Raw genomic sequence first — 24,653 nt, 5'->3', positions numbered from 1 at the left:
GCCTTAGAAGATCTCCACGCCCTCGTCTGAGGGCATGCCCATCACCTCGCCGGTGAAGGCGTTCACCTCGACGACCCGGTCTCTCGCCTCGACCTGCCAGATCGGGACATAGACCAGGGCCACCTCGGCGGTGATGTTCTCTCTCTTCGGTTTGAGCGTCTCTTCCTGGTAGAAGACGGCGTCACCCTCCTCTTTTTTGAACCTGACCCGCTGCGTGAGGTCCTTGATCATGTCGGCGACCACGGTCTCCTCGACCTCTTCCCGGGGGATCTTTGCGGTGAGCACCTCGCAGTCGTCAGGCATCGTCGTGTCCACCGCGTCGGTGAGGTGCATCTCCATCCTGGTCCCGTTGATCGCGTTGACCCCCTGGTGCTGCTCTCTCTCAAAAGAGACCACCTTGTTCATCACCGATTGAGACCCTGTGCTTGTGCAGTGGCAGCACCAGTACGGGACAAACCGGCACCTGGTCTTCCCGCGTGTCGTGCCCGAGAGGATCGCCGCGTCACGGTCGCTGACCTTGACCGGGAGGTGGCGGATGGCGCTCCGTGCCTGCCCCTCCTGCCTGGTCGCCGGCCCGCGTTCATCCAGGACCAGTCTTCTCCCAAAGATCCGGGCCAGGGCGACCTCGCCGGCGTACCTGGCGATCTCCGCCTCGCCCCAGCAGGTGCAGTCGCCTGCGGCCCTGCTGGAGAAGGAGACCAGGACCTTCCTGCAGATCTCGGTCTGCCCCCCGGCCTTGAGCCTGAAGGTCAGGTGGCAGAATGTCTTGATCTCCTGGGGGTCGTCCGAGATCAGGACCACGTAACTGTCATCATCGCCTATCGCCGAGAGGTCGAAGTGTTCATCGGCCTCTTCGACCTCGTATCCTGCAGTCTGCAGGATTATTGTTACAATTTCCCGGGTCTTCTCCCGAAGATCGCCTTGCATCTGTTCTAATGTGACACTGTCTATAGAACAAGTTTTCCATCGGTCTCGCCTGTGGGCCTGGAGGAACGATGGTGTCGGGAGATTCTGGTCCAGGCGTGCCGCCCCCCGGACCCCCCGCTGATGAAGAGTGGCGAGGGACTGTGTCCCGCCTTCATGGTTTTTTTCTCCGCCTTCCCGGTGCAATCGTGGTCCTGGGGGAAGGTGACGAATGCATGGGGGCGCGATGAAAATGCAGGGATCTCATCATTCTCATCCGTCACTCTCATCGGTGAGGAGAAGGGCGGGAGAGTTCTGGGAAGACCTTAACGATTGGTGGGGGACCGCACGACTCAAGAAGACATCAGAGTACCTTCGCAGAAGATCCCCCTCTCGCCCAGGGGACACTTGACAGGTGCATCTCATCTGTTGAGATAAAGGCTCTGTAAAATCAGGCATGATGTGATATGTCGCCTCACATGCGGGATGAAAATTTCTCGTCGCTTAATCTCCAATATTAGGATGGGAGGATTGGTGTGAGCCTTTTTCCGTCGCTTTCCTCGCCTCTCCTCATCGTGGGGGGCCAGTGGGGTCTCCCCCTGGGCGGTCGTGCGAGAAGGCGAGGGCTCATCAGCATCATCTGCTCAGGAATGGAGGGGCGGATCTCAAAGGAGACTCCCTGGCTCAGGAGACCTGCAGAGGAACCAATCTTTTTTGTATTCCCCTCACCGAGATCATGGTGTGAATACTCCGCTCAAATTCATCCACCACCTTATCGAAGAAGAGGCGATGCGGGTGACCTTCGACCCCGCCGAGGACGAAGGGCTTGTCATCTACAACCTCTCCCTGGTCAGTGAGGACGACCTCGAACCTGTCCTTGCGATCATGAAACGGGCCGCCAGGGCCGGTCTGGCACCCAGCGACCTGGCCCGCATCCTGCCCGCGGGCGAAGGGAACACTGCGGCCGTCGTCCCGGAGGGGATGGTCGGGATCTGCACCGTCTGCTCGATCACCTTTGACGGCGTGATGATCAGGCAGGGCGTCCCGCTCCACCCGGTCGGCGGCGGGGTGGTCGAGGTCGAGGAGGGGGTGCCCAGGCGGTTTACCGATATGCTCCTCTACGACGCCACGACCATCGACCCCCTCCAGGTCCTGGTTTCCCAGGAGATCACCGACGTCTGGGGCGTGATCCAGGAAGGCCGGGGGAGCGTCCTTGCCAACCTCAGGGAGTGCCATATGGAGGCCGAACCGACGGTGGCCGGGATCCTCGAAGATCTGGAACGCAGCCGGATCGGCGGGGTGCTCGAGGTCGGTGCCCCCAATGCCCCGGTCCTCGGGTTCGGGTGTTCACCGCAGTACTTCGGGATCACGATCCTCGGCGGGACCAATGTGATGGCCGCGATCAAAGAGGCGGGCTACCATGTCGAGATCAACTCGCTGCGTGGGCTTATCGAGATCGGCGACCTCGAACCCTTCAGCCGGCTCTGAGGGATGTTCGGGAGGGGTCGGGCGTGGCGCCGGTCCTTGATCGATGAAGCCCTCTTCTGTAACGCAAGCGCACCTCGCCCCTCTTCTTCATGGGTTTTTCTCGCCGCCCGTCGCCCATGCTCTCGCCGTGGGCTTTTGCCCCCTGACCCCTGTGGAGGGGGCGAGGCGGCGAATTGAACCGGACCTCTCTGATTCTCCTCTCCTAAAAAAAGAGGGATCACGCCCTGAGAAATGTTCGTCCCATATGCGTGAGCCAGAGGGTTCGTGCCGAATTCTACAGGTCTGGGTTCTGTAGATGCCCTCCCCAATTCCTGGGTATGTGTATCTCCCCTCTTCGCGGCGATCCCCTTCAAGAGGGGTTCTTTAATGCTTTTACGCTCTCGGGAGGAGAGATATGAGATCTCATAAGCCACATATATCCGGAGAAATATAATTGGCCATAGACGTCAGAACAGACGTCCGCGGGAGGCCGGGCATCCTGTGTACACCTGCCCGGTCTCCCCGCCCGTGCCGGCCGGCGGGTCGGAGAGGGGTGCCGTCCTCTGTCGCCCCTGCGAATCTCCAGGCACAGGTCTGGTCGCACCATGTCATCCCGAGAGGTGCGGGCCAGGATTTTTCTGCTTCACCCCTTTCCCGGCAAGATAATTCCTGGTCAGTTCGGCATATCGCGCAAAAAAGTGTGCGAACCCCTCTGACTCGGAGTACAGGGCGGTCGGGACCTCGTCCTCTCCGCCCATCGCTACCATCACTTTTTCTTCGTCTACAAAGAGCACGCCCGCCATCTCGCTCCCGCGTTTTCTCTCGTGCCAGACCGGAGGGACCGAGACGATGACCGTCATCTCAGGGGGGACCTCGGCCTCCCATGCCGAGGCGATCACCTCGACCTTCACCCCTTTCTTTGCCGCCGAGGCAAAGGCGTCCTGGAGGTCTTCGAGGAGGCTCCAGCTCCCGATGACTTCGACCTGCTTCTCGGCCCGGGCGATGAGGTCGCGCATCCTGTTCTTGATATTGGCCTCGCCCAGGATATTCCAGATCAGTTCCTGGTCGCCCCCTTCGATGCTCGAGCGCTCCGCGTAGATCTCGCCGAGCACCACCTTGGCGTACGCCCCTTTCTCCTCGATCTCGCGCAGGAGACTGTTGATCGCCTCTTCTGGCGGGATGGCATTGAAGCGCTTGGGTGTGGTATGGGATACGGTGACCAGGTTCTTCTGGAGGAGGCGGTCGAGGACCGGGTAGACCGATGCGCGCGGCACCCCCGAGATCTCGTGGATCTCGGTCGCGGTGGCACTGGTGACCTTGAGGAGAGCTACGTAGACGAGCGCCTCGTACTTGGTCAACCCCAGGGTCTTGAGGGCGGTCGTGATCCCCTGGGGCGTCTGTGGCGGTGGTGACATGACAATATGTATTTATATCAGCCTGCGGATAAATGTTGTTACAACAATAACAACAAGGTGAACATATGGATATCAGAAAGTGCATCCTCCTGAGTCTCCTCATGGCGGCGCTTGTCGTTCCCGCCCTTGCGGGCGTCCAGTATCTCTACGGCAAGCCAGAGATGTCTGCGGCGATTTCAGGGACAAACGAGTTCTCTCCTGGCGTTGAGACTCCAGTCACCGTCATCGTCTCCAACAGCGGCACCAACCCCATCATGGAGGTCAACCCCAACAAGATTGCCTCCCAGGACCCCCCGAACCTGGCCAAACAGGTGAAGATCGGGCTTGAGGCCGGCGACGCTCCCATCGAGATCAAGTCAGACCCCCAGATGGTCGGCGACATCCCGGGCGGGATGAGCAAACCGGTCACCTTTGTCGTGAAGTTTGACAAAAATGCGAAGGCCGGAACCTACGACCTCCCGCTGGAACTCACCTACCAGTATGTCTTCACCAATGACCAGGAAGACGTGAAGAACGGTGTTGGTATCCTGATGACCAGTTACCGGGACAAGACCGAGAAGATCTCCCTGCCGGTCACGGTGACCTCAGATGTCAACCTCCAGGTGAATGGGGTGGAGACCGAGCACCTCAATGTCGGGACCGAAGGCTACCTCACCCTGGTCCTGGAAAACACCGGTGATGAGCATGCGACGAACGCCGTCGCCAAACTGGTGCCCGACGCCAACGGCCCGCTGGTCCCGACCGACGGGAGCGTGTATATCGGGGAGTTCAACCCTGGCGACGTGACGACCTGTCTCTTCAAGGTCTCGACCTCCAAGGACGCCGAACCCCAGACCTACCCGCTGAACGTGGTCGTGGAGTACGAGAAGGCCAATGGCGAGAAGGCCACCTCCGACACTGAGGTCGTCGGTGTCCCTGTCGGCGGCAAGATCGACTTTGCCATCGTCTCGACGACGTCCACGGTCCACCCTGGCCAGAAGGCGACGATCGACGTGACCTACAAGAACACCGGGTTGGCGACGGCCTACAATGCCCAGGCCAGGATCAGTGCCGTCGACCCGTTCACCTCCAATGACGACACCGCCTTCCTTGGCGACCTTGCCCCTGGCGAGAGCGCAGTCGCCCATTACAAGGTGACCATCGACAAGGAAGCGACGCTGAAGAACTATGGCCTCGACTCAGAGGTCAGGTACCGTGACGCCCTGGACAACAGCCAGATCTCCGACACCATGAAACTGACCGTCGGTGTGGCGAAGGCCGAGGGGATGGGTGCGGTCCTGTCCAATCCGATCGTCATCGCGGCCGGGATTGCGGTCCTGATCGGTGCCGGGTATTATATAGTCAGAGCGCGCAAGTCGAAGTGATGTTTCCCTGGGACGGACCGTTGCCGGCACCGCATATCAGGACCCTCGCCGATATGGCGGAGGTGCTGGCCGAACCCGAGGGCGCGGCCAGTGACCCGGGCCGTCCTCTCTATTTTATGTATCGCGATCTTGCGAAGACTGATGCAGACCGGCAGTGGCTCGAAGTTCATGCTCTCAGGTACGACGCCACGGTCATCCCGCCAGGCACGGTGGGACAGGAATTGGTCAAGACGAAGGGGCACTTTCACCCGGTGAACCGGGTGGGGGTGCGGTTTCCTGAGGTCTACGAGGTCGTCGCCGGCGAGGCGCACTTCCTCCTCCAGACCTGGGCGGCCGATGATGTCGTCCTGGTCGACGGTTCGGCCGGCGACGTGGTGGTGATCCCGCCAGGCTACGGGCATGTCACCATCAACCCCGGCGACGAGAATCTGGTGCTTGCCAACATCGTCTCGACGGCGTTTTCCAGCGACTATGCCCAGTATATCGGGCGGCACGGTGCGGCGTACTATGAACTCGCCGACGGTAGCCTGGTCCCGAACCCGACCTATGCCGACCCGGCGCCGGTCCGCAGGATGGTGCCGGCGGCGGTGCCGGCCTTCTGCACCGACCGGGTGCGGTCTCTCTACTCCCTTGTCGGGAAAGAAAAGTGCCTGGACTATCTCAATAAACCGGAAAAATATGCTGAGGGTTTCAGCGGGTGCTTAACAGATTCGGCGGGGCGACCCGCTTATGCGCCGAAGCCCTCACCCGTGTGAGGACCAGGGCTTCGACCTCGGTCTCCGCCTCCCAGTCCTTCGCTGCAAGTGTCCTGAGCGCCGCGTCGATCTCGGCGTAGGTCGCGCCCAGGTCTTTTTCGTCGGTCTGCCCGGCCCAGAGCCCAGCGGACGGCGGTTTCTCGACGACCCGTTCAGGGAGCCCCATCTCTCGTGCCACCTCGAAGACCTCGGTCTTGTAGAGGTGGAGGATGGGCTGGATGTCGGCGGCGGCGTCGCCGTGTTTGGTCGAGTAGCCGAGGAGGTACTCGGTCCTGTTGGAGGTCCCGCAGACCAGGCGGTTCTCCTGGTTGGCGACGGCGTAGAGGAGGGTCATCCGCGTCCTGGCCATGAGGTTGCCGAGGACGTATTTGCTCTCGGTGAGGCCGGGATAGTGGCGGTAGGCCTCGATCACCGGGTCGATGGACATCGTCCGCAGTTCGATCCCGAGGTGGCGGCAGACGGCCCCGGCGTCTTCGAGGTCGGCGGGGTCGGTGACTGCACCGGGCAGGGCGATCCCGAGCACCCGTTCAGGCCCGACGGCCCTTGCCGCAAATCCTGCGGCCACCGCGGAGTCGATCCCGCCGCTGATCCCGACGACGATCCCGTCCGCGCCTGCGTTCCAGACTGCATGCCTGACCATCTGGTCCACCGATTCCATGACACATCCTATCTTTTCGATCATTGATATCCAACCTGCACATAGTCTGAGATTTTCTGAGCGAGGGTATGGGGGTGAAGATATTGATACTCCTTCCGGAGTGACCGGGGGCGGCGTGCCCCCAGGCAGCACCTATTCTCCCCGCGCCTCCCTGAGCACCTCGCAGGAGCGGCAGTGCTCCCCTGCATAGGGTTCGCCGCAGACCTCGCAGACCTTTAAGCGCTCCCCGGTCGTGCCGCAGACCCCTGAAAGTTCTTCGCCCAGGTTCTTGAGGGCGAACTTCGCGGCCGGGTGGCGGAGGGCATAGTCGTTGAGAAGCGTCCTGACGTCCCCCCTGAGGGCGGTGGAGGAATACGGGCATGCCCCTTCCTCGAAGTGTGCCAGGGTGAGGTAGGCGTAGAGGGCGACCTCGCGCTCGGGCACCATGGCGAAGGGCTTGATCCTCGGGACGACCCCGGCCATCGGGCTCTGTCTGCTGAGGAGTCGTGTGGCATCCCCTCTCAGGACATTCATCAGCACCGACTGGGCCTCGTCGTCGAGGTTCATCCCGACGGCAAGTTTCGTCGCCCCGAGGTCGCGGGCGGCGGCGTTGAGGCAGTGGCGGCGGAGCACCCCGCAGTAGGTGCATGAGCGGGTGTCTCCCTTCTGAGTTACGATCTGGTCGGTGGTGGTCCCGAGCATCTCGGCAAAGGAGACGCAGTGCCAGGGGATGTCGTGGCGCTCGGCGATCTCGCGGGCCACCCCGGGATCGCGGTAGCCGGCGATCCCCTCGTCCACGGTGAGGGCGAGGAGGTCGACGTCCCGGCGTTCGCCAAAGGTCCTGGCAAGGAAGTGGAGGAGAGCGCCGGAGTCTTTTCCGCCTGAGAGGGCGATCGCGATGGTGTCGCCTGACTCGACCCAGCGATGGGTTCTGATCTCACGCTTCGCCTTCTTCTCCAGATCGGCGATGAAGTGGTCCCTGCAGAGGTGGAGCCCTGAGTAGCGCTGCCAGATCACTGCGTCCTTCCTGCACTTTGCACACTGCATTGCCCTGACCTGATCAAACTTTATCACCAGCCCTGATATAATCTGTAGTACGCATGCCAGTTTCTCCCGAGCAGATGAAGGCTCTGCACAAATACGACCTTAATGTCCTGTATGCCATCGAGCGCCTGATGCAGCGGTACGCCTGGGTGCCCTTCGACATCCTGAAGGGGGCGACCAGACTCTCTGAGTCAGAACTGACGTACCGCCTCGGGCGCCTCATCGAGTGGAACCTGGTGAGGTACGACGCCGTCCCGTACCCGGGTTATGCCCTGATCTTTGGCGGCTACGACACCATCGCCCTCCAGACGCTCATCAAGAAAGGGTCGGTCTCGGCCCTCGGCCCCCTCATCGGGGTCGGGAAGGAGTCAGAGGTCTATGGGGCCCTCGGCCTCGGGCCGGTTGTCCTGAAGTTCCATCATATCGGGCAGCGCTCTTTCCAGACGGCGCGCAAAGAGCGGGGGTACATGCCTGAAGGCGGCCACTGTCCCTGGATCTTTGCCTCGGCCAGGTCGGCCGAGCGGGAGTTCGAGGCCCTCACGCTTCTCTCACCCGAGGTCTCGGTCCCGGTGCCGGTCGACCGGTCCCGCCATGTGGTGGTGATGTCAGAGGTGCAGGGGGTGAACCTGAACCGCTGCATCCTGGAAGACCCGCGGGCGGTCCTCGACGAGGTCCTGGAAAATGTCAGGACCGCCTATGCGAAGGGCGTCATCCATGCCGATCTCTCTGAATACAATATCATGCATGACGGCGAGAAGGTCTGGCTCATCGACTGGCCGCAGTGGATCGAGACCGCCCACCCGAATGCCGGGGCGATCCTCCGCCGCGACATCGAGAATGTGCTCAAGTATTTCAAGAAAAAGTACAGGATAGACTATCCCACCGAGGAGGCGGTGGGAGTGGTGGTCGGGTGAAGGTCTTCGGGGTCGACATCATCAGGGGTTCGGTCCGGTCCAGGACCGAACGGCCGGTCTATGCCCTGGTCGTCCTGGAGGACGGCGAGGTGGTCGCCACCGCGCAGGTGAACGCCTTCCGTCTCTCCAGGCTGATCGCCCGCGACGAGCCTGATCTCCTGGCCACCGATTCGGTCCAGGAACTCGCGGTGGACCAGCATGCCCTGGTCGGCTTCATGCAGACCCTGCCGACGAAGACGGCGCTGGTGCAGGTGACCGGCGGCGAGCGCAAAGAGACGCTCCAGAAGGTGGCAGGGCGCTACAATATCCTGGTCGAGAAGACCGACCCCTTTGCCGAGGCCGGGGCGGCGGCGAGGATCGCGTACCTGGGCGGCGGGGCGGTGGTGGTCGCCTTCGAGAAGACGACCGAGGTCACGGTCTCCCGTCACCGTTCGCCAGGCAAGGGAGGGTGGAGCCAGAACCGCTACGTGCGCAAGGTGCACGGGGCGGTGCGTGAACGGGCCCGCGAGGTGGAGGGGCATCTTGTGGCCGCGGGGTTGCGGTACGAGAAGAGCGAGCGGCTCGCCTATGGCGGGTTCTCGCGGGTGCAGTTCCTGGTCTATGCGCCGCGGGACGAGATCCCGGTGCGGACCTACGCGGGCGCCGACGTCCAGGTGCGGGTGCAGGGGCGGCGTCTGGACCGGATCCGGTACGAACCCCTCTCGCGCCGGCCGCGCTATCTCATCGTGGGGATCGATCCAGGGACGACGACCGGGATCGGGGCGGTGAGCCTGGAGGGCGAGGTGGTGGAGATCTTCTCGTCCAGGCAGATGGGGCCGGCCGAGATGATCGAGCATATCACCTCGGTCGGAAAGCCCCTGATCATCGCCTCAGACGTCTCGCCGATGCCTGACACTGTCGAGAAGGTGCGGCGGGCCTTTAATGCGGTGGCGTACGTCCCGCCGCAGGACCGGTCGGTGGAGATGAAGCTCGACCTGACGGCCGGGACGGGGTACGCAAACCCGCACGAGCGCGACGCTCTCTCTGCGGCCCTGGACGCCTACCGTTCGTACAAGAACAAGTTCCTGAATATCGCCAGGCGGGTGCCGCCGGGCTATGACCTGGACGAGGTGCGGGCCGGGGTGCTGCGGGGGCGCTCGATCGAGGCGGTGCTCACCGACCTTTCCGGGCGGCAGCGGCCGGTGCGGCCTGAGAAAAAGGTGGTCCCACCGCCTGAGGAACCGGCCGGGCGGGACGAGCGCGACGAGCGGATCGCTCACCTGGATCGGACGGCAAAGCGGTTGCGTGCGTTCGTGCAGGAGCTCGAAGAGGGGATCGAGGAGAAGGACGCCGAGATCACACGCCTGAAGCGCCAGATCAGGCGCGAGCGTTCTGGGCGTTCGAAGGCGTTCCAGCGTGATGCCGAGGTCGCGAAGAGGGACGCCCAGATCGCGGCGCTCAAAAAGCGACTCCGAAAGGAAGAGAAGAGGAACAAAAGTTTGAAAAAACGGATCGAGCGGATGCGCCGGGTCGAGGAGCTCCAGGTCGGCGAGGGGCAGGCGGCGGTGAAGGCGCTCGACTCGCTCACCCACGACGCCCTGCGGGGGCTGGAGGCCGATCTCGGGGTCGGGAAGGAGGACGTGGTGGCGGTGCGGACGACCGACGGGTGGGGCCGGAGCGTGGTGAAGGACCTGGCCGCCATGCATGTGCGGGCGGTGGCGGTGCCGGGCGACTCTCTTGACGGGCAGGACCCCCACCTGGTCGCCGAGGCGCTGGCCGCGAGGCTTCCGCTGGTCCCGGGCGGCACGGTGGGGCTGAGGCTGATGGGCCGGATCGGGACGGTCGAGGAGGAGCGTCTGGCCGCGGCCCTGGAGGCCTGGGCCGGACGGGTCGAGGCGCACGAGCGGGAGAAGAAGGCGTCGATGCTCAACCAGGTCTTCAAGGAGTATCAGACCGAGCGCGAGAAGGAGGTGCGGCGGCGTGGATGAGCGGGGGCTGATCAGGACCATCTCGGCGGTCCTCCCCAGCGGGGCGACGGCAGACGACTGTGCGGTGCTCCCGCACGGCGGCGAACTTCTCCTCCTCTCGACCGACATGCTCCATGAGACGACTGACTTCCCGGTCGGGATGACCGACGAGGAGATCGGGTGGATGGCGGCGGCGGTGACCATCTCCGATATCGCGGGGATGGGGGCGCGGCCGCTCGCCCTCCTCCTCGCCTCCGGACTCGACCGCCCCGAACGCCTCGCCGGGATCACGGAGGGGGCGGCACGCTGCTGCCGCACCTACGGCGCCGACCTTGTCGGCGGGGACACCGACGCCCATACTGAACTGACCCTTGTCTCCACCGGCCTCGGTGCGGCTGAGCAGGTGGTGCGGCGGCAAGGTGCACACGTCGACGACCTCGTCTGCGTCACCGGCTACCTGGGCGGGGCGCAGGCGGCGCTCTCGGGTTACGATGACTACTGGGAGCGCCTCATCGCCCCGCAGCCGCGGGTGGCAGAGGGCCTTGCCCTCAATGCGGCGGGGGCGACGGCGATGATGGACATCTCAGACGGGCTTGCGATGTCGCTTCACGACATGCTCGGCGTGAACGAGTGCGGGTTTGCGGTGGAGACGGCCCGTCTCCCCCTCCCCGCGGGGGTGCCTGAGGCCGAAGCCCGGACGTTCGCCCTCTCGGGCGGGGGCGACTTCGAACTCCTCTTCACCATCCCGCCTGAAAAGTTCCCGGTGGCCGGGGTGGAGGCGACGGCGGTCGGGCGGGTCGTCGAGGCGCACGGGGTGTGGGCCGACGGGGCGCCCCTCCCGGCGGAAGGGTATATGCACCGGTGGGAGTGAGGCCAGGGTCTTTTCTTGATGCAGGTGTGCCCTCCTCGCCCAGGACTCAGGGGTTATAATGGGGCCTGGAAGGCACATCTCTCGAACTCGTTCTCGCGCATAATCCCAGGGATGACGATTGCGTCATCCCCTGTTCATCTCCGGGACCAGTCCTCTTGTAGGAGGGGTGCAGGGAGGATGCAGGATGAGACCGGTCCTGAAGGTCGTCACTCCGGGTTTTCATACTGAGAATATTCCAGAACTCTCTTGGGGTGACCATCTCCTCGAACTGAAGTGCATCCTTCCAGAAATTCTACGCTCTCTCCTCCACCGGGGGGGGTTCCCCCCCGACCCCCCGCCGATGAAGAGTGGCGAAGGATTGTTCTCTGCCTTCCCGCCCCAATCACCATCCCGGTGGGCCGGGCGGCACTCGCCCCCGGTGCGGTGATGTGGGAAGGCATGACTGCATGGATCCGCAATGAAGAGGGGAAGATCTCCTCGGCATCTCTGCTGCTCTCTTCAGGGTGGAGGAGGTCCGGAGAGTGTCGGGATGACCTCACTGATTTGAATCCACCTGACGCCTCCCTGACCGATACGCAGATCACGGCTTTGTAGAACCAGGCATGAACCCCCGGTCACGCATACGCGATTGAACATGATCATGAGTCTTCAGGGGATGTGGACCCGTGCTCCCCCTTCAGAGCAGGACGCCGCAGGGGCCACCGCCCCATTGCCGCCCCGCCCCACCTCTCTCCTCGTCGAGGGGGGTCCGGGGAGCGGCACGCCCCCCCCGCTGGAGGAGCGGGCGTCGCACTCCGGAAGGAAAACCTTCAGTTCAGGACGATGGTCAGGCCACAGGGATTTCGGGATATGCTCTTCAAAAAAATGGACTGGTAATGATCAGTTCTTCTATATGCCCGTTTCAGATCGATATATTGTATCTAGGCTCCATTGGGGCGTATTCTCAGAATTTTTCTTTTGAGAGAAATTTAAACTATATTTTGTCTTATTATTGTAGGCGGTATCGATCGAAAATAGGATATATGGATTGGCGATTATATTTTTTGCATCAGTCATTTTTCCTGTTTCCAGGAGGTAGTCATCACGAATGATCCAATTATTTTCAACCGATTCAAAGACCGAATAACCGGACACACGTTTCTCATCTGCGTCGGCATCGTCCTGCTCGCCCTCGCCCTCGCCTCCCCGCCTGCGGCGGCGGCGGAGTGGACGGTCGGGGGCGATGGTTGCGACTTTGCCACCATCGGCACGGCGCTCTCGAACACTTCGGTGACAGACGGCGACATCATCACCGTCACTGCCGGCACCTATGTCGAGGACGTGACGGTGGACAAACGCCTCACCCTCAGGGGTGAGGCGGATGCGATCGTCAACGGCGGGATCGAGATCACTGCCGCTGGTGCAACGGTCGAGAACTTCATCGTGAATCAGGATGCGGATTCCGTGGCCATCGAGATTGATGGGGCCGCCGACGCCGTGGTGCGGGGGTGCACGGTCTCCAGCGGAATTTATGGGATCTATATCCAATCTGCGACGAACTGCACGGTGGAAGGGTGCACGGTGAGTGATGTAAAAAATAACGGCATCCATCTAGAATCCTCAGGTCAGTCCCGGGTCCTGGACAACCAGGTGAGCAGATGTGGGGGTGGATATAGTGGGTTTGGCATCTTTCTCCCTGTCGGTTCCCCAGACTGTCTTATCTCCGGGAACACCGTCCAGGGCTGCGAAGATAGAGGGATTCAGATTCAGAGTGGGTGCCAGGGCGCTGTGATTGAGTCAAATATCTGTTCAGGGAATGACGGTGGTCTCTATGTCATTAAGTGCACCGGCACGACCACGGTCCTGAGAGACAACACCGTCCTTGGAGACCACAAAGTCGCGGTCAGTCTGGATGAGGTGGACTCTGTCATCGTCGAGAATGTGACGGCGAGGGACGGGAAGAACGGTATTTTCCTCACCGATGTCGAGGATATCACGCTCACCAACAGCACCTTCACCGGACTCACCAGTTATGGACTGTTTGTTTCCTACGGCTCTTACGCGACGAACTCCCTCATCGCCAACAACCTCTTCAACAACACCCAGAACGTCTGTATTCGGGATGGTTACGTCACGACCGGCACCCGCTGGAACACCACACAGACTGCCGGTGAAAATATAGGCGGCGGTCCGTACCTCGGCGGCAACCTCTGGCTGACTCCCGGGGGTACCGGGTTCTCCCAGACCCACGCCGACCTCGACCTCGACGGGATCTGCGACGATGCCTCCGACCTCGGGAACGGGTGCATCGACTATCTCCCGCTCCAGAACGGCGGTCCGTCGGCAAACTTCAGCGTCACGCCGTCGAGCGCGATGACCGGCGTGCCGATCGCCTTCAACGACACCTCGGTGGGCGACCCCACCTCGTGGACATGGACCTTCGACGGGGAGACAGAGACCCCCCGGAACGTCACCCGCACCTATGATATGGCGGGCACCTACCAGGCGACCCTGACGGTCAAAAACGAGTTCGGCACGAACACCACGAGCCGCACGTTCGACGTCGCCCCCTACACCATCCAGGGTGCGGTGGACGCCGCCTCGGAGGGCGACGTCGTCCTCGTCCCGTCCGGCACCTATGATGAGACTGTGACGGTGGACAGAAACATCACCCTGTGGGGGAGCGAGGGTGCGGTCCTCAACGGCCGGATCGAGGTCACCACCGGTGCCGACGGTGCGACCGTCGAGCACCTCACCGTGAACGGGGTCGCGGGCGAATCGACCATCACCCTCTCCGGGGTCAGCAGGTGCACGGTCAGGGACACCACCGTGACCGGCGGATACAACGGGATCGAGGTTGGTTCTGGGTGTTCGTGCTGTCTGGTCTCGGGCAATCGCGTTGAGGATTGTGGTGGGAGTGACATTGCCCTCTCCAGCTGCGGTTCAGGAAACGAGATCGTTGCCAACACCTGCTCAGGCGGGAATTACGGTTTCCGTGTTCGGTTTTGCACGGGAGCGTCAAACACCCTGCGGGACAACACCGCCCTCGATACAAACGGGATCGACTTGTCTGATCCCGGTTCCGTCGTCATCGAGAATCTCACGGTGCACGCAAAATCAAATGGCTGGGGCGTCTCCCTTGGAGGAAAAAGCGACCTCACGCTCACCAACAGCACCATCGCCGGGGCTAGCTTCGGACTGAAGTTTGGATATGGTTCCTGCCTGGATCAGGCGCTCATCGCAAACAACCGCTTCAACAACACAAATAACGTCAGGATCGATTCCGGCGTCGACCTCTCCAATGTCCGCTGGAACACGACGAAGACCGAGGGCACAAACATCCGCGGCGGTCCGTACCTCGGCGGCAACCTCTGGCTGACCCCCGGGGGTACCGGGTTCTCAGAGACCCATGCCGACCTCGACCTCGACGGGATCTGCGACGAGGAGTATGCGATCACGAATAAAGAGGGTACCATCGTCGGCACCGACTATCTCCCGCTCCAGAACGGCGGGCCGTCGGCAAACTTCAGCGTCACGCCGTCGAGTGCGATGGTCGGCGTGCCGGTCTCCTTCAACGACACCTCGGTGGGCGACCCCACCTCATGGACATGGACCTTCGACGGGGAGACCGTGACCACCCGGAACGTCACCCGCACCTACGCGACCGCGGGCACCCACCAGGCGACCCTGACGGTGGAGAACAAGTTCGGGACAAACACCACGACCCGCACGCTCGACGTCGCCCCCTTCTCCATCCAGGGTGCGGTGAACGCCGCCTCGGAGGGCGACGTCGTCCTCGTCCCGGCCGGCACCTATGACGAGACTGTGACGGTGAACAAACGCCTCACCCTCAAGGGCGAGGCGGGCGCGACGGTGAACGGCGGGATCACGATCATCGCCGATGGTGCAACAATCGAGGGCCTCGCCGTGAACGGGGCTGCGGGTTCCAGGGCCATCGATGCCAGTTGGGTCATCGACGCCGTGGTGCGGGGGTGCACGGTCTCCGGCGGCACATACGGGATCTATATCGAATCGGCGCCGAACTGCACCGTGGAGGGGTGCACACTGGATGACACTATTACATACATTGGCATCGACCTCTCCGGGTCAGGCCAGTGCCGGATCCTGGACAACCAGTTGAGCGGGAGCGGATCTATCGGGATCACACTCGCGGATTGCCCCGACTGCATCATCTCCGGGAACACCGTCCAGGACAGTGATTTTGCAGGCATTAGACTCCTGAGCGGGTGCCAGGGCTCTGTGATCGTCGCCAACACCCTCTCCAACACCCCCAGTGGTATCGAGGTCATGGATTGCACCGGCCAGACCACCGTCCTGAGGGACAACACCATCGTTGGAGCCATAAACGAGGGAGTCTTCCTGGCGGATACGGACTCTCTCATCGTCGAGAATGTCACGGTGAGGGGCGGGGGCTATGGGGTCCGCCTCTCCTCTGTCGATACTATCACGCTCGCCAACAGCACCATCACCGGAACTGGTACCGGACTGTATGTCGAGAGTACCACAACAGGCTCTCTCATCGCAAACAACCGCTTCAACAACACGATGAACGTCATAATCGATTCCGGCGCCGACCTCTCCAATATCCGCTGGAACACCACACAGACCGCCGGTGAAAATATCCGCGGCGGTCCGTACCTCGGCGGCAACCTCTGGCTGACCCCCGAGGGCACCGGGTTCTCGGAGACCCACCTCGACCTCGACGGCGACGGGATCTGCGACGAGAGTTACGACCTCGGGGCGGGATGCATCGATCATCTCCCGCTCCACACCTGCTTCCCGACCGCGAACTTCACCGTCGCACCGACCGGCGGCAGCACCCCGCTCGAGGTGCAGTTCGCCGACGCCTCTTCGGGGGTCAACCCCCGCACCTATTCCTGGGACTTCGGGGACGCCACCTCCGACCAGGCCGCCCCCGCCCACACCTTCACGACCAACGGCACCCACCAGGTGAGCCTGACGGTCACGAACGAGTTCGGGAGCGACACGACAACGAAGACAGTCACCGCCCTCGACCTGCCGGCGGCCGTCATCTCCGCCGACCTCATCGAGGGCAACGCCCCGCTGACGGTGGCGTTCACCGACGACTCGACCGGGTGCGTCTTCGAGCGTCTCTGGACGTTCGCCGACGACGGCACGACCTCCGCTGATGCGGCGCTCTCGCACACCTTCGAGCACCCCGGCACCTACACGGTCACCCTCAACGCCAGCAACCCCTACGCCTTCGACGAGGCGACGCTGGAGATCGTGGTGCTCCCGGCGCCGAAGGCAAACTTCACGCAGAGTGCGGCCGAGGGCAATGCCCCGCTGACGGTTGCGTTCACCGACGCCTCGACCGGTGACGTGTCTGCATGGGCATGGGACTTCGGCGACGGCAACGTCTCGACTGAAGAGAATCCCTCGCACGAGTATGTCACGCCCGGCACCTACACGGTTGAACTGAACGCGAGCAACGCCTACGGGTTCGAGACGACGACCTCGACGGTGACAGTGCTCACCCCGCCGTCTGCAGACTTCACGCAGAGCACGGCCGAAGGCAATGCCCCGCTGAACGTGGCGTTCACCGACGCCTCGACCGGTGACGTGTCTGCATGGGCATGGAACTTCGGCGACGGGAGTGTCTCGACCGCACAGAACCCCTCGCACGAGTATGTCACGCCCGGCACCTACACGGTTGAACTGAACGCGAGCAATGCCTACGGGTTCGAGACGACGACGTCGACGGTGACGATCCTCCCGGCGCCGAAGGCGAACTTCACGCAGAGTGCGGCCGAGGGCAATGCCCCGCTGACGGTGGCGTTCACCGATGCCTCGACCGGTGACGTGACCTCGTGGCAGTGGGACTTCGGCGACGGCGGTGTCTCGACTGAAGAGAATCCCTCGCACGAGTACGTGACGCCCGGCACCTACACGGTTGAACTGAACGCGAGCAATGTCTACGGGTTCGAGACGATGACTTCGACGGTGACGGTGCTTACCCCGCCGGCGGCAGGTTTCGACCTGAACGTCTCAGAGGGCAATACTCCGCTGAGTGTGCTCCTCACCGATACTTCGACCGGCGATATTACCCGGCGTCTCGTCGACTTCGGCGACGATACCGGGGAGATGGTGATGACCGGGTCGGCTGCCGCTCACACCTTCGAGACGTCCGGCACTTACACGGTTGAGTTGAACGCGAGCAATGTCTACGGGTTCGATATCACAACACAGGAGGTTGTGGTGCACGCCGCCCCAGAGGCAAACTTCACGCAGAGTGCTGAAGAAGGGAACGCCCCGCTGACCGTTACCTTCACCGACGCCTCGACCGGTGACGTGTCTGCATGGGCATGGGACTTCGGCGACGGCGGTGTCTCGACTGAAGAGAATCCCTCGCACGAGTATGTCACGCCCGGCACCTACACGGTTGAACTGAACGCGAGCAACGCCTACGGGTTCGAGACGACGACCTCGACGGTGACAGTGCTCACCTCGCCGTCTGCAGACTTCACGCAGAGCACGGCCGAAGGCAATGCCCCGCTGAACGTGGCGTTCACCGACGCCTCGACCGGTGACGTGTCTGCATGGGCATGGAACTTCGGCGACGGGAGTGTCTCGACTGAAGAGAACCCCTCGCACGAGTACGTCACGCCCGGCACCTACACCATCGAGTTGAACGCGAGCAATGCCTACGGGTTCGAGACGACGACGTCGACGGTGACGATCCTCCCGGCGCCGAAGGCGAACTTCACGCAGAGTGCGGCCGAGGGCAATGCCCCGCTGACGGTGGCGTTCACCGATGCCTCGACCGGTGACGTGACCTCGTGGGCATGGAACTTCGGTGACGGCAACGTCTCGACTGCACAGAATCCCTCGCACGAGTACGTCACGCCCGGCACCTACACGGTTGAACTGAACGCGAGCAATGTCTACGGCTTTGACACGACGACGTCGACGGTGACGGTGTTCTCGCCGCCGGTTGCGGATTTCAAGAGCAAAAACGGCGTCGGCGGCGACCTCAGGACGGTCGCCTTCACCGACACTTCGAGCGGGCACGTGACCGCCTGGCACTGGGCGTTCGGTGACGGCGCCACCTCGACCGAAGAGCACCCTGTCCACACCTATGAAAAGTTCGGGACCTACAATGTCACCCTGACCGCCGAGAACGCCTATGAGACGAGCACCACCAGCAGGACGGTCACCCTCACGGCGCCCCCGTCCAGCGGCGGTCGCTCGCCTGCGTCGGCCGGCACAGTCAGCCATCTCCCCGCCGGCGGGCACGCCTCCTTCGAGGTCCGCGATTCTGCCATCCGCGAGGTGGAAGTGACGACCTCAGAGGCGGTCTCCGACCTCCTGGTCACCATCGAACCGACCGCGAAGCCGAACCGCATCGAGGCCCCGGCCGAGTCGGTCTACGAATACGACGAAGTGACGCTCTACCACACCACCGACGATGCCCTTGCCGGCGCCGACCTCGACTTCACGGTCACGAAGGCGTGGCTCGAAGCACAGGGCGCCGGGCCCGAGAGCGTGGTGCTGTACCGCTACCACGACGATGCATGGCACGCCCTCCCGACCCGCATGGTTGGCGAGAACGACCACCGCTACTCCTTCGTTGCCGAGAGTTCGGGGTTCTCGCTCTTCGCGATCGGGGTCGATGAATCCTCGACCCCCGCCCCGACCCTGACCCCGGCCGAACCCGTGACCACGCCCCCGGTCACGCCCGCTCCCCCGACGCCCACCACCCCGACACAGACCCCCCTGCCCTGGTGGTGTGCGGCCTTCGCCGCTGCGGGCGTTGCTGTCGCAGCCCGACGCAAGTGAGAGGAAGATATTTCCTCCTCTCCCCCACATCTTTTCTGAATGGATCGTTCGCACTACCAGAGTATCGTGGTCCTCTTCATCGCCGCAATGACCGGACTTCTTGCCGGCCGGTATGCCGGGTCGGTCTGGCCCGACCCGGTCGTCATCTTCGCCGTGACGGCGGGCGTGATCATGGCCGTCGACCTCCTCCTTACCACTCTCCTGGACCGGATGGGGTGGGGGGCCGATCAGGAGTCGTGAAGGGCCACCTGGCCGTTCATATCTTCCGCGTTTTTTTTGACGCGGAAAAAATGTCTATTCTTATGCTCGTCAACGCTCCCCCTCCGCGTTAGGGTATATTCAGGTGTGGCACTCTTCTTTTCAGGATGAACATATCCCAAAGTTCTCCAGGGTTGAAGATCTCCTCGAACTGAAGTGCTTTCTTCCTGAAATTCTAAACTCTCTCTTCGACCCGGGGGCAGCGCTCCTGGCGTGAAGGTGTGGGAAGGCGTGATGATCGGGTGTGCCGCCCCAGATCGTAGAGTCTTCACCGCAGTCTCGCGCCGGGGGGTGCACCCCCCGGAACCCCCCACGACGAAGAGAGGCGGGGGCGGCGAGTGAACACGGTCCTCACCTGCTGCTCTTCAGTCTTGAAAAAGAGAGACCACGTGACAAGACATTTTCATCCCGTATGCGTGAGCCGGGGGTTCATACCAGATTTTACAGAACTGATCTCCGAGCAATCGAAAAGTTAGAAGATTTCCGAGAGCCACGTTCCCACACCAAAAAAAGAGATTTAGTTCCCAGAGGTCTGGACAGGGAGATAGGGGATGAGCGACCCGGCAAGTTTGGCGATGTCCATCGACTGGAGCACGACCGTCCCAGGCCCGGTGAGCGTGGTGAGGAAAAGGCCTTCGCCGCCGAAGAGCATGGTCTTGACCCCGCCGGCACGTTCGATCGAGTAGTCGACCGTCGAGTCGAACCCGACCACCAGCCCGGTCTCGGCCCTGATCGTCTCGCCAGGGGCAAGGTCTATCTTGATGATGTCCCCGCAGCAGTGGAGGAAGACCCTGCCGTCGCCTGAGAAGTGCTGGAGGATGAAGCCCTCGCCGCCGAAGAACCCTGACCTGATCTTTTTGGTGAGGGCGATGTCGAGGTTCACCCCGGTCTCAGAGCAGAGATAGGAATCTTTCTGGGCGATGAACTCCTTGTCGTTCACGTCCACCGGGAAGATCCGGCCAGGCACGTTCCCGGCAAAGGAGACGAACCCTTCGCCTCCCTGGGGGGTGAACTCGGTGAGAAAGAGGGTCTCACTGGAGAGGACACGCTTGAGTCCGCCGAGGAGCCCGCCTTTCATGTGGGTCTCCATCTGCATGTTCCCGCTCATGTTCACCATGGCGCCGGCCTCGGCATTGATCTCTTCGCCTGCGGCCAGGGTCACCTTCACCATCTGGAGGTTGTCTCCGAGTATGTCATACTTCATCTGAGATCGCTATCAGTCTGGCAGTATTTCCTTATGAGATCTCTGGCCCGGGAGGGGGTGCCGGGCGGCGCCCCTGCTGGAGTCTCCTCTCCGGGGGACCGGGGATAGTCTGGCATCGGGTATGCTGCCATTCGATTCTACGGCGACAATGAGTCTATTTCCTGGTGGGGACAGAGTTCCCGGCGGGGTGAAGCCCGAGGGGGGCGGCGGGAAACCTGGCGGGCGAGGGTATTTTTGGATCCTAATATATGGGGGTTTCCGTTTTTGTGATGGCTCTCTATCATGGATATATCCCATATATTTTATGTATTCTCTAAACCGGACGGTTTTTACCTGGTTTGTGCTTTTTTGTACACGAGATGAGATCCATGACCCTCCCGCAACGACCGATTCCTATCCTGCTCGTCTGGGTGGCACTTGCCCTCCTTGCCATCCCGGGCGCCGCAGCCTCCCTGGACCCGGGCTTCGTCCTCTCTTCAGATGGAACACTCTCCTCCCACGGTCCCGACCCCACCATGACCCCCGGTGCGGTCCCTGGCTTGGAGGCCGCACCCCTCAACCCCGCCTTCCTCCAGTACCAGGAAGCGCGAGATATGACGAACGGCGAGATGCTCCTCAGTGCAGTTGTCCCTGAGAACGAGACCCTCCGCCCCTGCACCGGCCTCCTCCCCTCGCCCGCCACCCTCGTCTGGTCCGAGGACGCCGCCGCCCTCACCGCCGACCCCCCGGCCGAGTCGTATTTCAACCTCGCCGACGAGGGACGCCTCACCCCGGTGAAAGACCAGGGCAAGTGCGGGGCCTGCTGGACCTTCGCCTCCCTTGGCTCGCTTGAGTCGGCGCTCCTCACCGACGGCCTTGGCGAATGGAACCTCTCTGAGAACAACCTGAAAAACACCCACGGCTTCGACTGGGGCCCCTGCGACGGCGGCAACGCCTTCATGGCGACCGCCTACCTTGCCAGATGGTCTGGGCCGGTGAACGAGTCCGACGACCCCTACCTCCTCCCGGTCCCCTCTTCCGACTCGCCTACAGGACTTTCACCGGTGATGCAGGTGCAGAACGTCACCTTCCTCCCGCCGCGTGCCGGCCCCCTTGACAACGACCTGATCAAGACGACGATCAAAAATGACGGCGGACTCTATGCCGGGTTCCTGGTGAACTACACCTGCTTCGGCCCGAACGCCACCACCTACTATCTCCCTGAGAACAGCACGGTAAAACTCGACGGCGGCCATGGCGTCCTCCTGGTCGGGTGGGACGACGCCTACCCGTCGGCAAACTTCGTCGAGGCCCCGCCTGGCGACGGCGCCTTCATCGCCAAAAATTCCTGGGGCACCTCGATAGGGGACGACGGCTACCTCTACCTCTCATACTATGACCGGAGTATCGGGCGCTTCTATGACCAGACGACCGCGTATATCGGCGACGACGAAGCGACCGTGCTCTTCACCGGCGATCCCGTCGGCACCTACGACCACCTCTACCAGCACGACCCCCTTGGCTGGACCGACAGCATCGGCACCGGCACCTCGACCACGATATATGGCAGGAACGTCTTCACCGCCGAACGCTACGAGGACCTGCATGCGGTGAGTTTCTACACCCGCGAACCAGGCACGGAGTACGAGGTCAACGTCCACCTCATGCAGGGGAGCATGTCGCTCCTGGGCTACACCGTGAACGGGACGATGGCGCTCCCTGGTTACCACACCCTCCCCTTCGAGACGCCGGTGCCCCTCGTTCCCGGCCAGGAGTTCTCGGTGACGCTCAGGGTCACCGCCCCGACCGACACTCACCCTCTCGTCGTCGAGAAGTCGGTCGAGGGCTACTCCAGCAACGCCACCGCCCACCCGGGCGAGAGTTTTGTGAGCCTTGACGGAGTGGAATGGGCCGACCTGACCGATTTCATCTCTGACACCAACCTCTGCATCAAGGGCATCACGCGCGATCCCCTCCGCGTCCCCGACGACTACGCCACCATCCAGGAGGCAGTCGACGCCGCCCTGCCAGGGCAGATGGTCCTCATCGAAGACGGCACCTACCTTGAGAACGTCGTGGTCGACCACTCCCTCACCCTTGCCGGCACCCCTGACGCCGTCATCGACGGGGGCGGCATGACCGCGCTCACCCTCGCCGCGGACAACATCACGGTCTGGGGGATATCGCTCACCAACGGCGGCGACGGGGTCCAGGTCACCGGCGAGAACACCACGCTCATGGACCTGAACGTCGCCGGGTGCAGCGGCGACGGGATCGCCCTCGAAGGGGCGGTGCGGACCTCTATCCTCAGGGCCCAGGTCCGCGACTCAGGACAGTCTGGTATCGTGGTCAATGAAACCGACTGGACCGGCATCTTCCACTCCGACCTCCTGGCAAACGGCGACGACGGGATCGCAGTCTCAGGGTCCACCAGGGTCCTGTGCTCTGGCGTCAATGCCACCGAAAATGGCCGGGACGGGATCGCTCTCGACTCAGTCGACGCTATGATGGTGCAGAACTGCACCGCCACCGGAAACGGGGGGACCGGCCTGGACCTCTATATGGTGAGATATGGTGAGGTCTCCGGGAACACGATGGCAGAAAACCGGTGGAACCTCTGCTTCGTCCCTGTGCCAGGGTATGAGGAGACGGTCGCGGTGGACGAGACCAACACCGTCGACGGCAAACCGGTCTATGTCTGGAGTAACCGGCATGACGCGGCCGTGCCCGCCGACGCCGGCATGGCGTACCTGATCAGGTGCCAGCACATCACCGCAGAAGACCTCACCCTTGCAGGCAACTATGTCGGACTCGTCGTCTTCAACTCGACCGACGTCAGCGTCGAGAATGTCACGGCCACCAGGAACTATGCAGGGGCGTACTGCATGGGGTCTGACGGCCTCTCGGTCAATGCCTCCGCCTTCGTGGGCAACGACTACTCTGGACTCTCCTCTCTCAACTGCACGGCGACGACCGTCACCGGGTCGGTCATCGCCGACAACCAGGTGGGGGCGTTCGTTGCGGCGGCGAGTCAGGGCGACACCGTCCTCTGGCACAACACCTTTGCGAACAACACCGCCGGCCACCTCTCCCTCCAGGGTGAGGTCGCCCTCAACTCCACGGTCCCGGTCTCGTACCGCTATGACGGGGCCTATTACACGCACGTCCTCGGCAACTTCTGGGACGACTATGCCGGCACCGATACCGACGGCGACGGGATCGGCGAGACCGCGTATTCCATCGGGGGGCTCAACGACACCTCTCCTTTGATCGAGTCGGCCGACCACTACCAGGTAGGGTTTGTCCCGCCCACCCCGACCCCGACGCCGAAGCCGCGGCCTGCCCCCCCTCATCACAGGGTCCACTATGTCTCCTCCTCCTCGCCGTCCCCCGCCCCGCTCCATGAGGCCTCGTACAGGACAGAAGGCCAGGCCGCGATCTTCGAGGTCGACCTGACCGCCCAGGATGCCGCCCTCGCCGGGGTCAGGGTGACCGTCGAGGAGACGGCCCTGCCTGCGGGGGTCGTCCCGCCCGCGACCGCGGTCTACGAGTACGACGAGGTCACCCTCTCTGATGCCGCCGGTCCCGCCCTTCGCGTTGCCGACCTCAACTTCGCCGTGCCCCTCGAGTGGATCGAGGCACAGGGCGCCCGAACCGACGACATCGTCCTCTTCAGGTATCATGACGACACCTGGACGCCCCTGAAGACGACGTGCGTGAAGGAAGAGAACAGGACCGCCTACTATGCGGCGGAGACCCCGGGGTTCTCGTACTTTGCGATCGCCGTGGCCGAGGATGTGCCGGGCCCTGCGGCCGCAGGTGCGACCCCAACCCCTGCGGTCCCTATCCCGTCGCAGGCGACCCCGGTCGCAGGCTTCATCCCCTGCCTTGCGGCCGCTCTTGCCGCCCTCCTCATAAGGAAGAGGTGAAAATTCGGCTCTGTAGAACCCCTCGCCTCTTGTGTGGGTGAGACGTGTGTCACCCGCCTTCCCGCCTCTTTGGCCGGGGGCGCTGCCCCCGGACCCCCGGGACCACGATAAGGTTGGGAAGGCAGAATAGATGACCATAAGGGGAATGTTGCCGTCCTCGACCTATC

The 24,653-nt window shown here is 62.8% G+C and carries 14 protein-coding genes; 9 read left to right on the top strand and 5 right to left on the bottom strand.

All coding sequences use genetic code 11. The features are described 5' to 3' along the window. Positions 1 to 3: 3 nt before the first annotated feature. Entirely contained in the window at positions 4 to 927 is a 924-nt protein-coding gene (locus J2129_RS08385) for a hypothetical protein (RefSeq protein WP_209630427.1), read from the bottom strand. 717 nt (positions 928 to 1,644) lie between these two features. Between J2129_RS08385 and J2129_RS08380 the strand changes: the two genes are divergently transcribed. Continuing rightward, positions 1,645 to 2,391 (top strand): DUF128 domain-containing protein, encoded by a 747-nt coding sequence (locus J2129_RS08380; RefSeq protein ID WP_209630426.1) that lies wholly within the window; start codon positions 1,645 to 1,647, stop codon positions 2,389 to 2,391. Between the two features lie 587 nt (positions 2,392 to 2,978). Here J2129_RS08380 and J2129_RS08375 read toward each other — a convergent pair. Further along, positions 2,979 to 3,785: a TrmB family transcriptional regulator gene (locus J2129_RS08375; protein ID WP_209630425.1), complete on the bottom strand. Its 807-nt coding sequence runs from the start codon at positions 3,783 to 3,785 to the stop codon at positions 2,979 to 2,981. Positions 3,786 to 3,850: 65 nt separating this feature from the next. Between J2129_RS08375 and J2129_RS08370 the strand changes: the two genes are divergently transcribed. After that, positions 3,851 to 5,149 (top strand): COG1361 S-layer family protein, encoded by a 1,299-nt coding sequence (locus J2129_RS08370; RefSeq protein ID WP_209630424.1) that lies wholly within the window; start codon positions 3,851 to 3,853, stop codon positions 5,147 to 5,149. Beyond that, entirely contained in the window at positions 5,149 to 5,904 is a 756-nt protein-coding gene (locus J2129_RS08365; protein ID WP_209630423.1) for a glucose-6-phosphate isomerase family protein, read from the top strand. Before J2129_RS08370 ends, J2129_RS08365 begins: the two co-directional genes overlap by 1 nt. On the opposite strand, the gene J2129_RS08360 is transcribed toward J2129_RS08365, so the two are convergent. Beyond that, positions 5,840 to 6,586: an NAD+ synthase gene (locus tag J2129_RS08360; protein WP_209630422.1), complete on the bottom strand. Its 747-nt coding sequence runs from the start codon at positions 6,584 to 6,586 to the stop codon at positions 5,840 to 5,842. The two genes, J2129_RS08365 and J2129_RS08360, sit on opposite strands and share 65 nt — an antisense overlap. Before the next feature lie 108 nt (positions 6,587 to 6,694). After that, positions 6,695 to 7,615: a TIGR00269 family protein gene (locus tag J2129_RS08355; protein ID WP_348632314.1), complete on the bottom strand. Its 921-nt coding sequence runs from the start codon at positions 7,613 to 7,615 to the stop codon at positions 6,695 to 6,697. 26 nt (positions 7,616 to 7,641) lie between these two features. Between J2129_RS08355 and J2129_RS08350 the strand changes: the two genes are divergently transcribed. The 5 genes from J2129_RS08350 to J2129_RS08290 all read left to right on the top strand — a co-directional run bounded on the left by J2129_RS08350 (position 7,642) and on the right by J2129_RS08290 (position 19,356). Further along, a complete protein-coding gene (locus tag J2129_RS08350) occupies positions 7,642 to 8,499 on the top strand; it encodes an RIO1 family regulatory kinase/ATPase (protein ID WP_209630421.1) in 858 nt (285 codons plus the stop codon). Continuing rightward, entirely contained in the window at positions 8,496 to 10,466 is a 1,971-nt protein-coding gene (locus J2129_RS08345) for a DUF460 domain-containing protein (protein WP_209630420.1), read from the top strand. The genes J2129_RS08350 and J2129_RS08345 overlap by 4 nt, the downstream gene beginning before the upstream one ends. Next, positions 10,459 to 11,316 (top strand): thiamine-phosphate kinase, encoded by an 858-nt coding sequence (gene thiL / locus J2129_RS08340; RefSeq protein ID WP_209630419.1) that lies wholly within the window; start codon positions 10,459 to 10,461, stop codon positions 11,314 to 11,316. Before J2129_RS08345 ends, thiL begins: the two co-directional genes overlap by 8 nt. A gap of 1,269 nt (positions 11,317 to 12,585) precedes the next feature. Next, on the top strand, positions 12,586 to 19,116 hold the full coding sequence (locus J2129_RS13055; protein WP_348632313.1) for a PKD domain-containing protein: 6,531 nt from the start codon (positions 12,586 to 12,588) through the stop codon (positions 19,114 to 19,116). Between the two features lie 39 nt (positions 19,117 to 19,155). After that, the gene (locus J2129_RS08290; RefSeq protein WP_209630418.1) at positions 19,156 to 19,356 is read left to right on the top strand and encodes a hypothetical protein; all 201 of its coding nucleotides are present in this window, start codon (positions 19,156 to 19,158) and stop codon (positions 19,354 to 19,356) included. 535 nt (positions 19,357 to 19,891) lie between these two features. Here J2129_RS08290 and J2129_RS08285 read toward each other — a convergent pair. Beyond that, complete coding sequence (locus J2129_RS08285; RefSeq protein ID WP_209630417.1) at positions 19,892 to 20,578, bottom strand: TIGR00266 family protein; 687 nt, start codon at positions 20,576 to 20,578, stop codon at positions 19,892 to 19,894. A gap of 368 nt (positions 20,579 to 20,946) precedes the next feature. Here J2129_RS08285 and J2129_RS08280 point away from each other — a divergent pair, with 368 nt between their 5' ends. After that, a complete protein-coding gene (locus tag J2129_RS08280) occupies positions 20,947 to 24,486 on the top strand; it encodes a lectin like domain-containing protein (protein ID WP_209630416.1) in 3,540 nt (1,179 codons plus the stop codon). The last annotated feature ends 167 nt before the right edge of the window (positions 24,487 to 24,653 follow it).

The organism is Methanofollis sp. W23 (genome assembly GCF_017875325.1).
GTDB lineage: Archaea > Halobacteriota > Methanomicrobia > Methanomicrobiales > Methanofollaceae > Methanofollis.
Note: the sequence above shows the minus strand (reverse complement) of the source record. Positions and strands in the feature narration are given on the sequence as shown.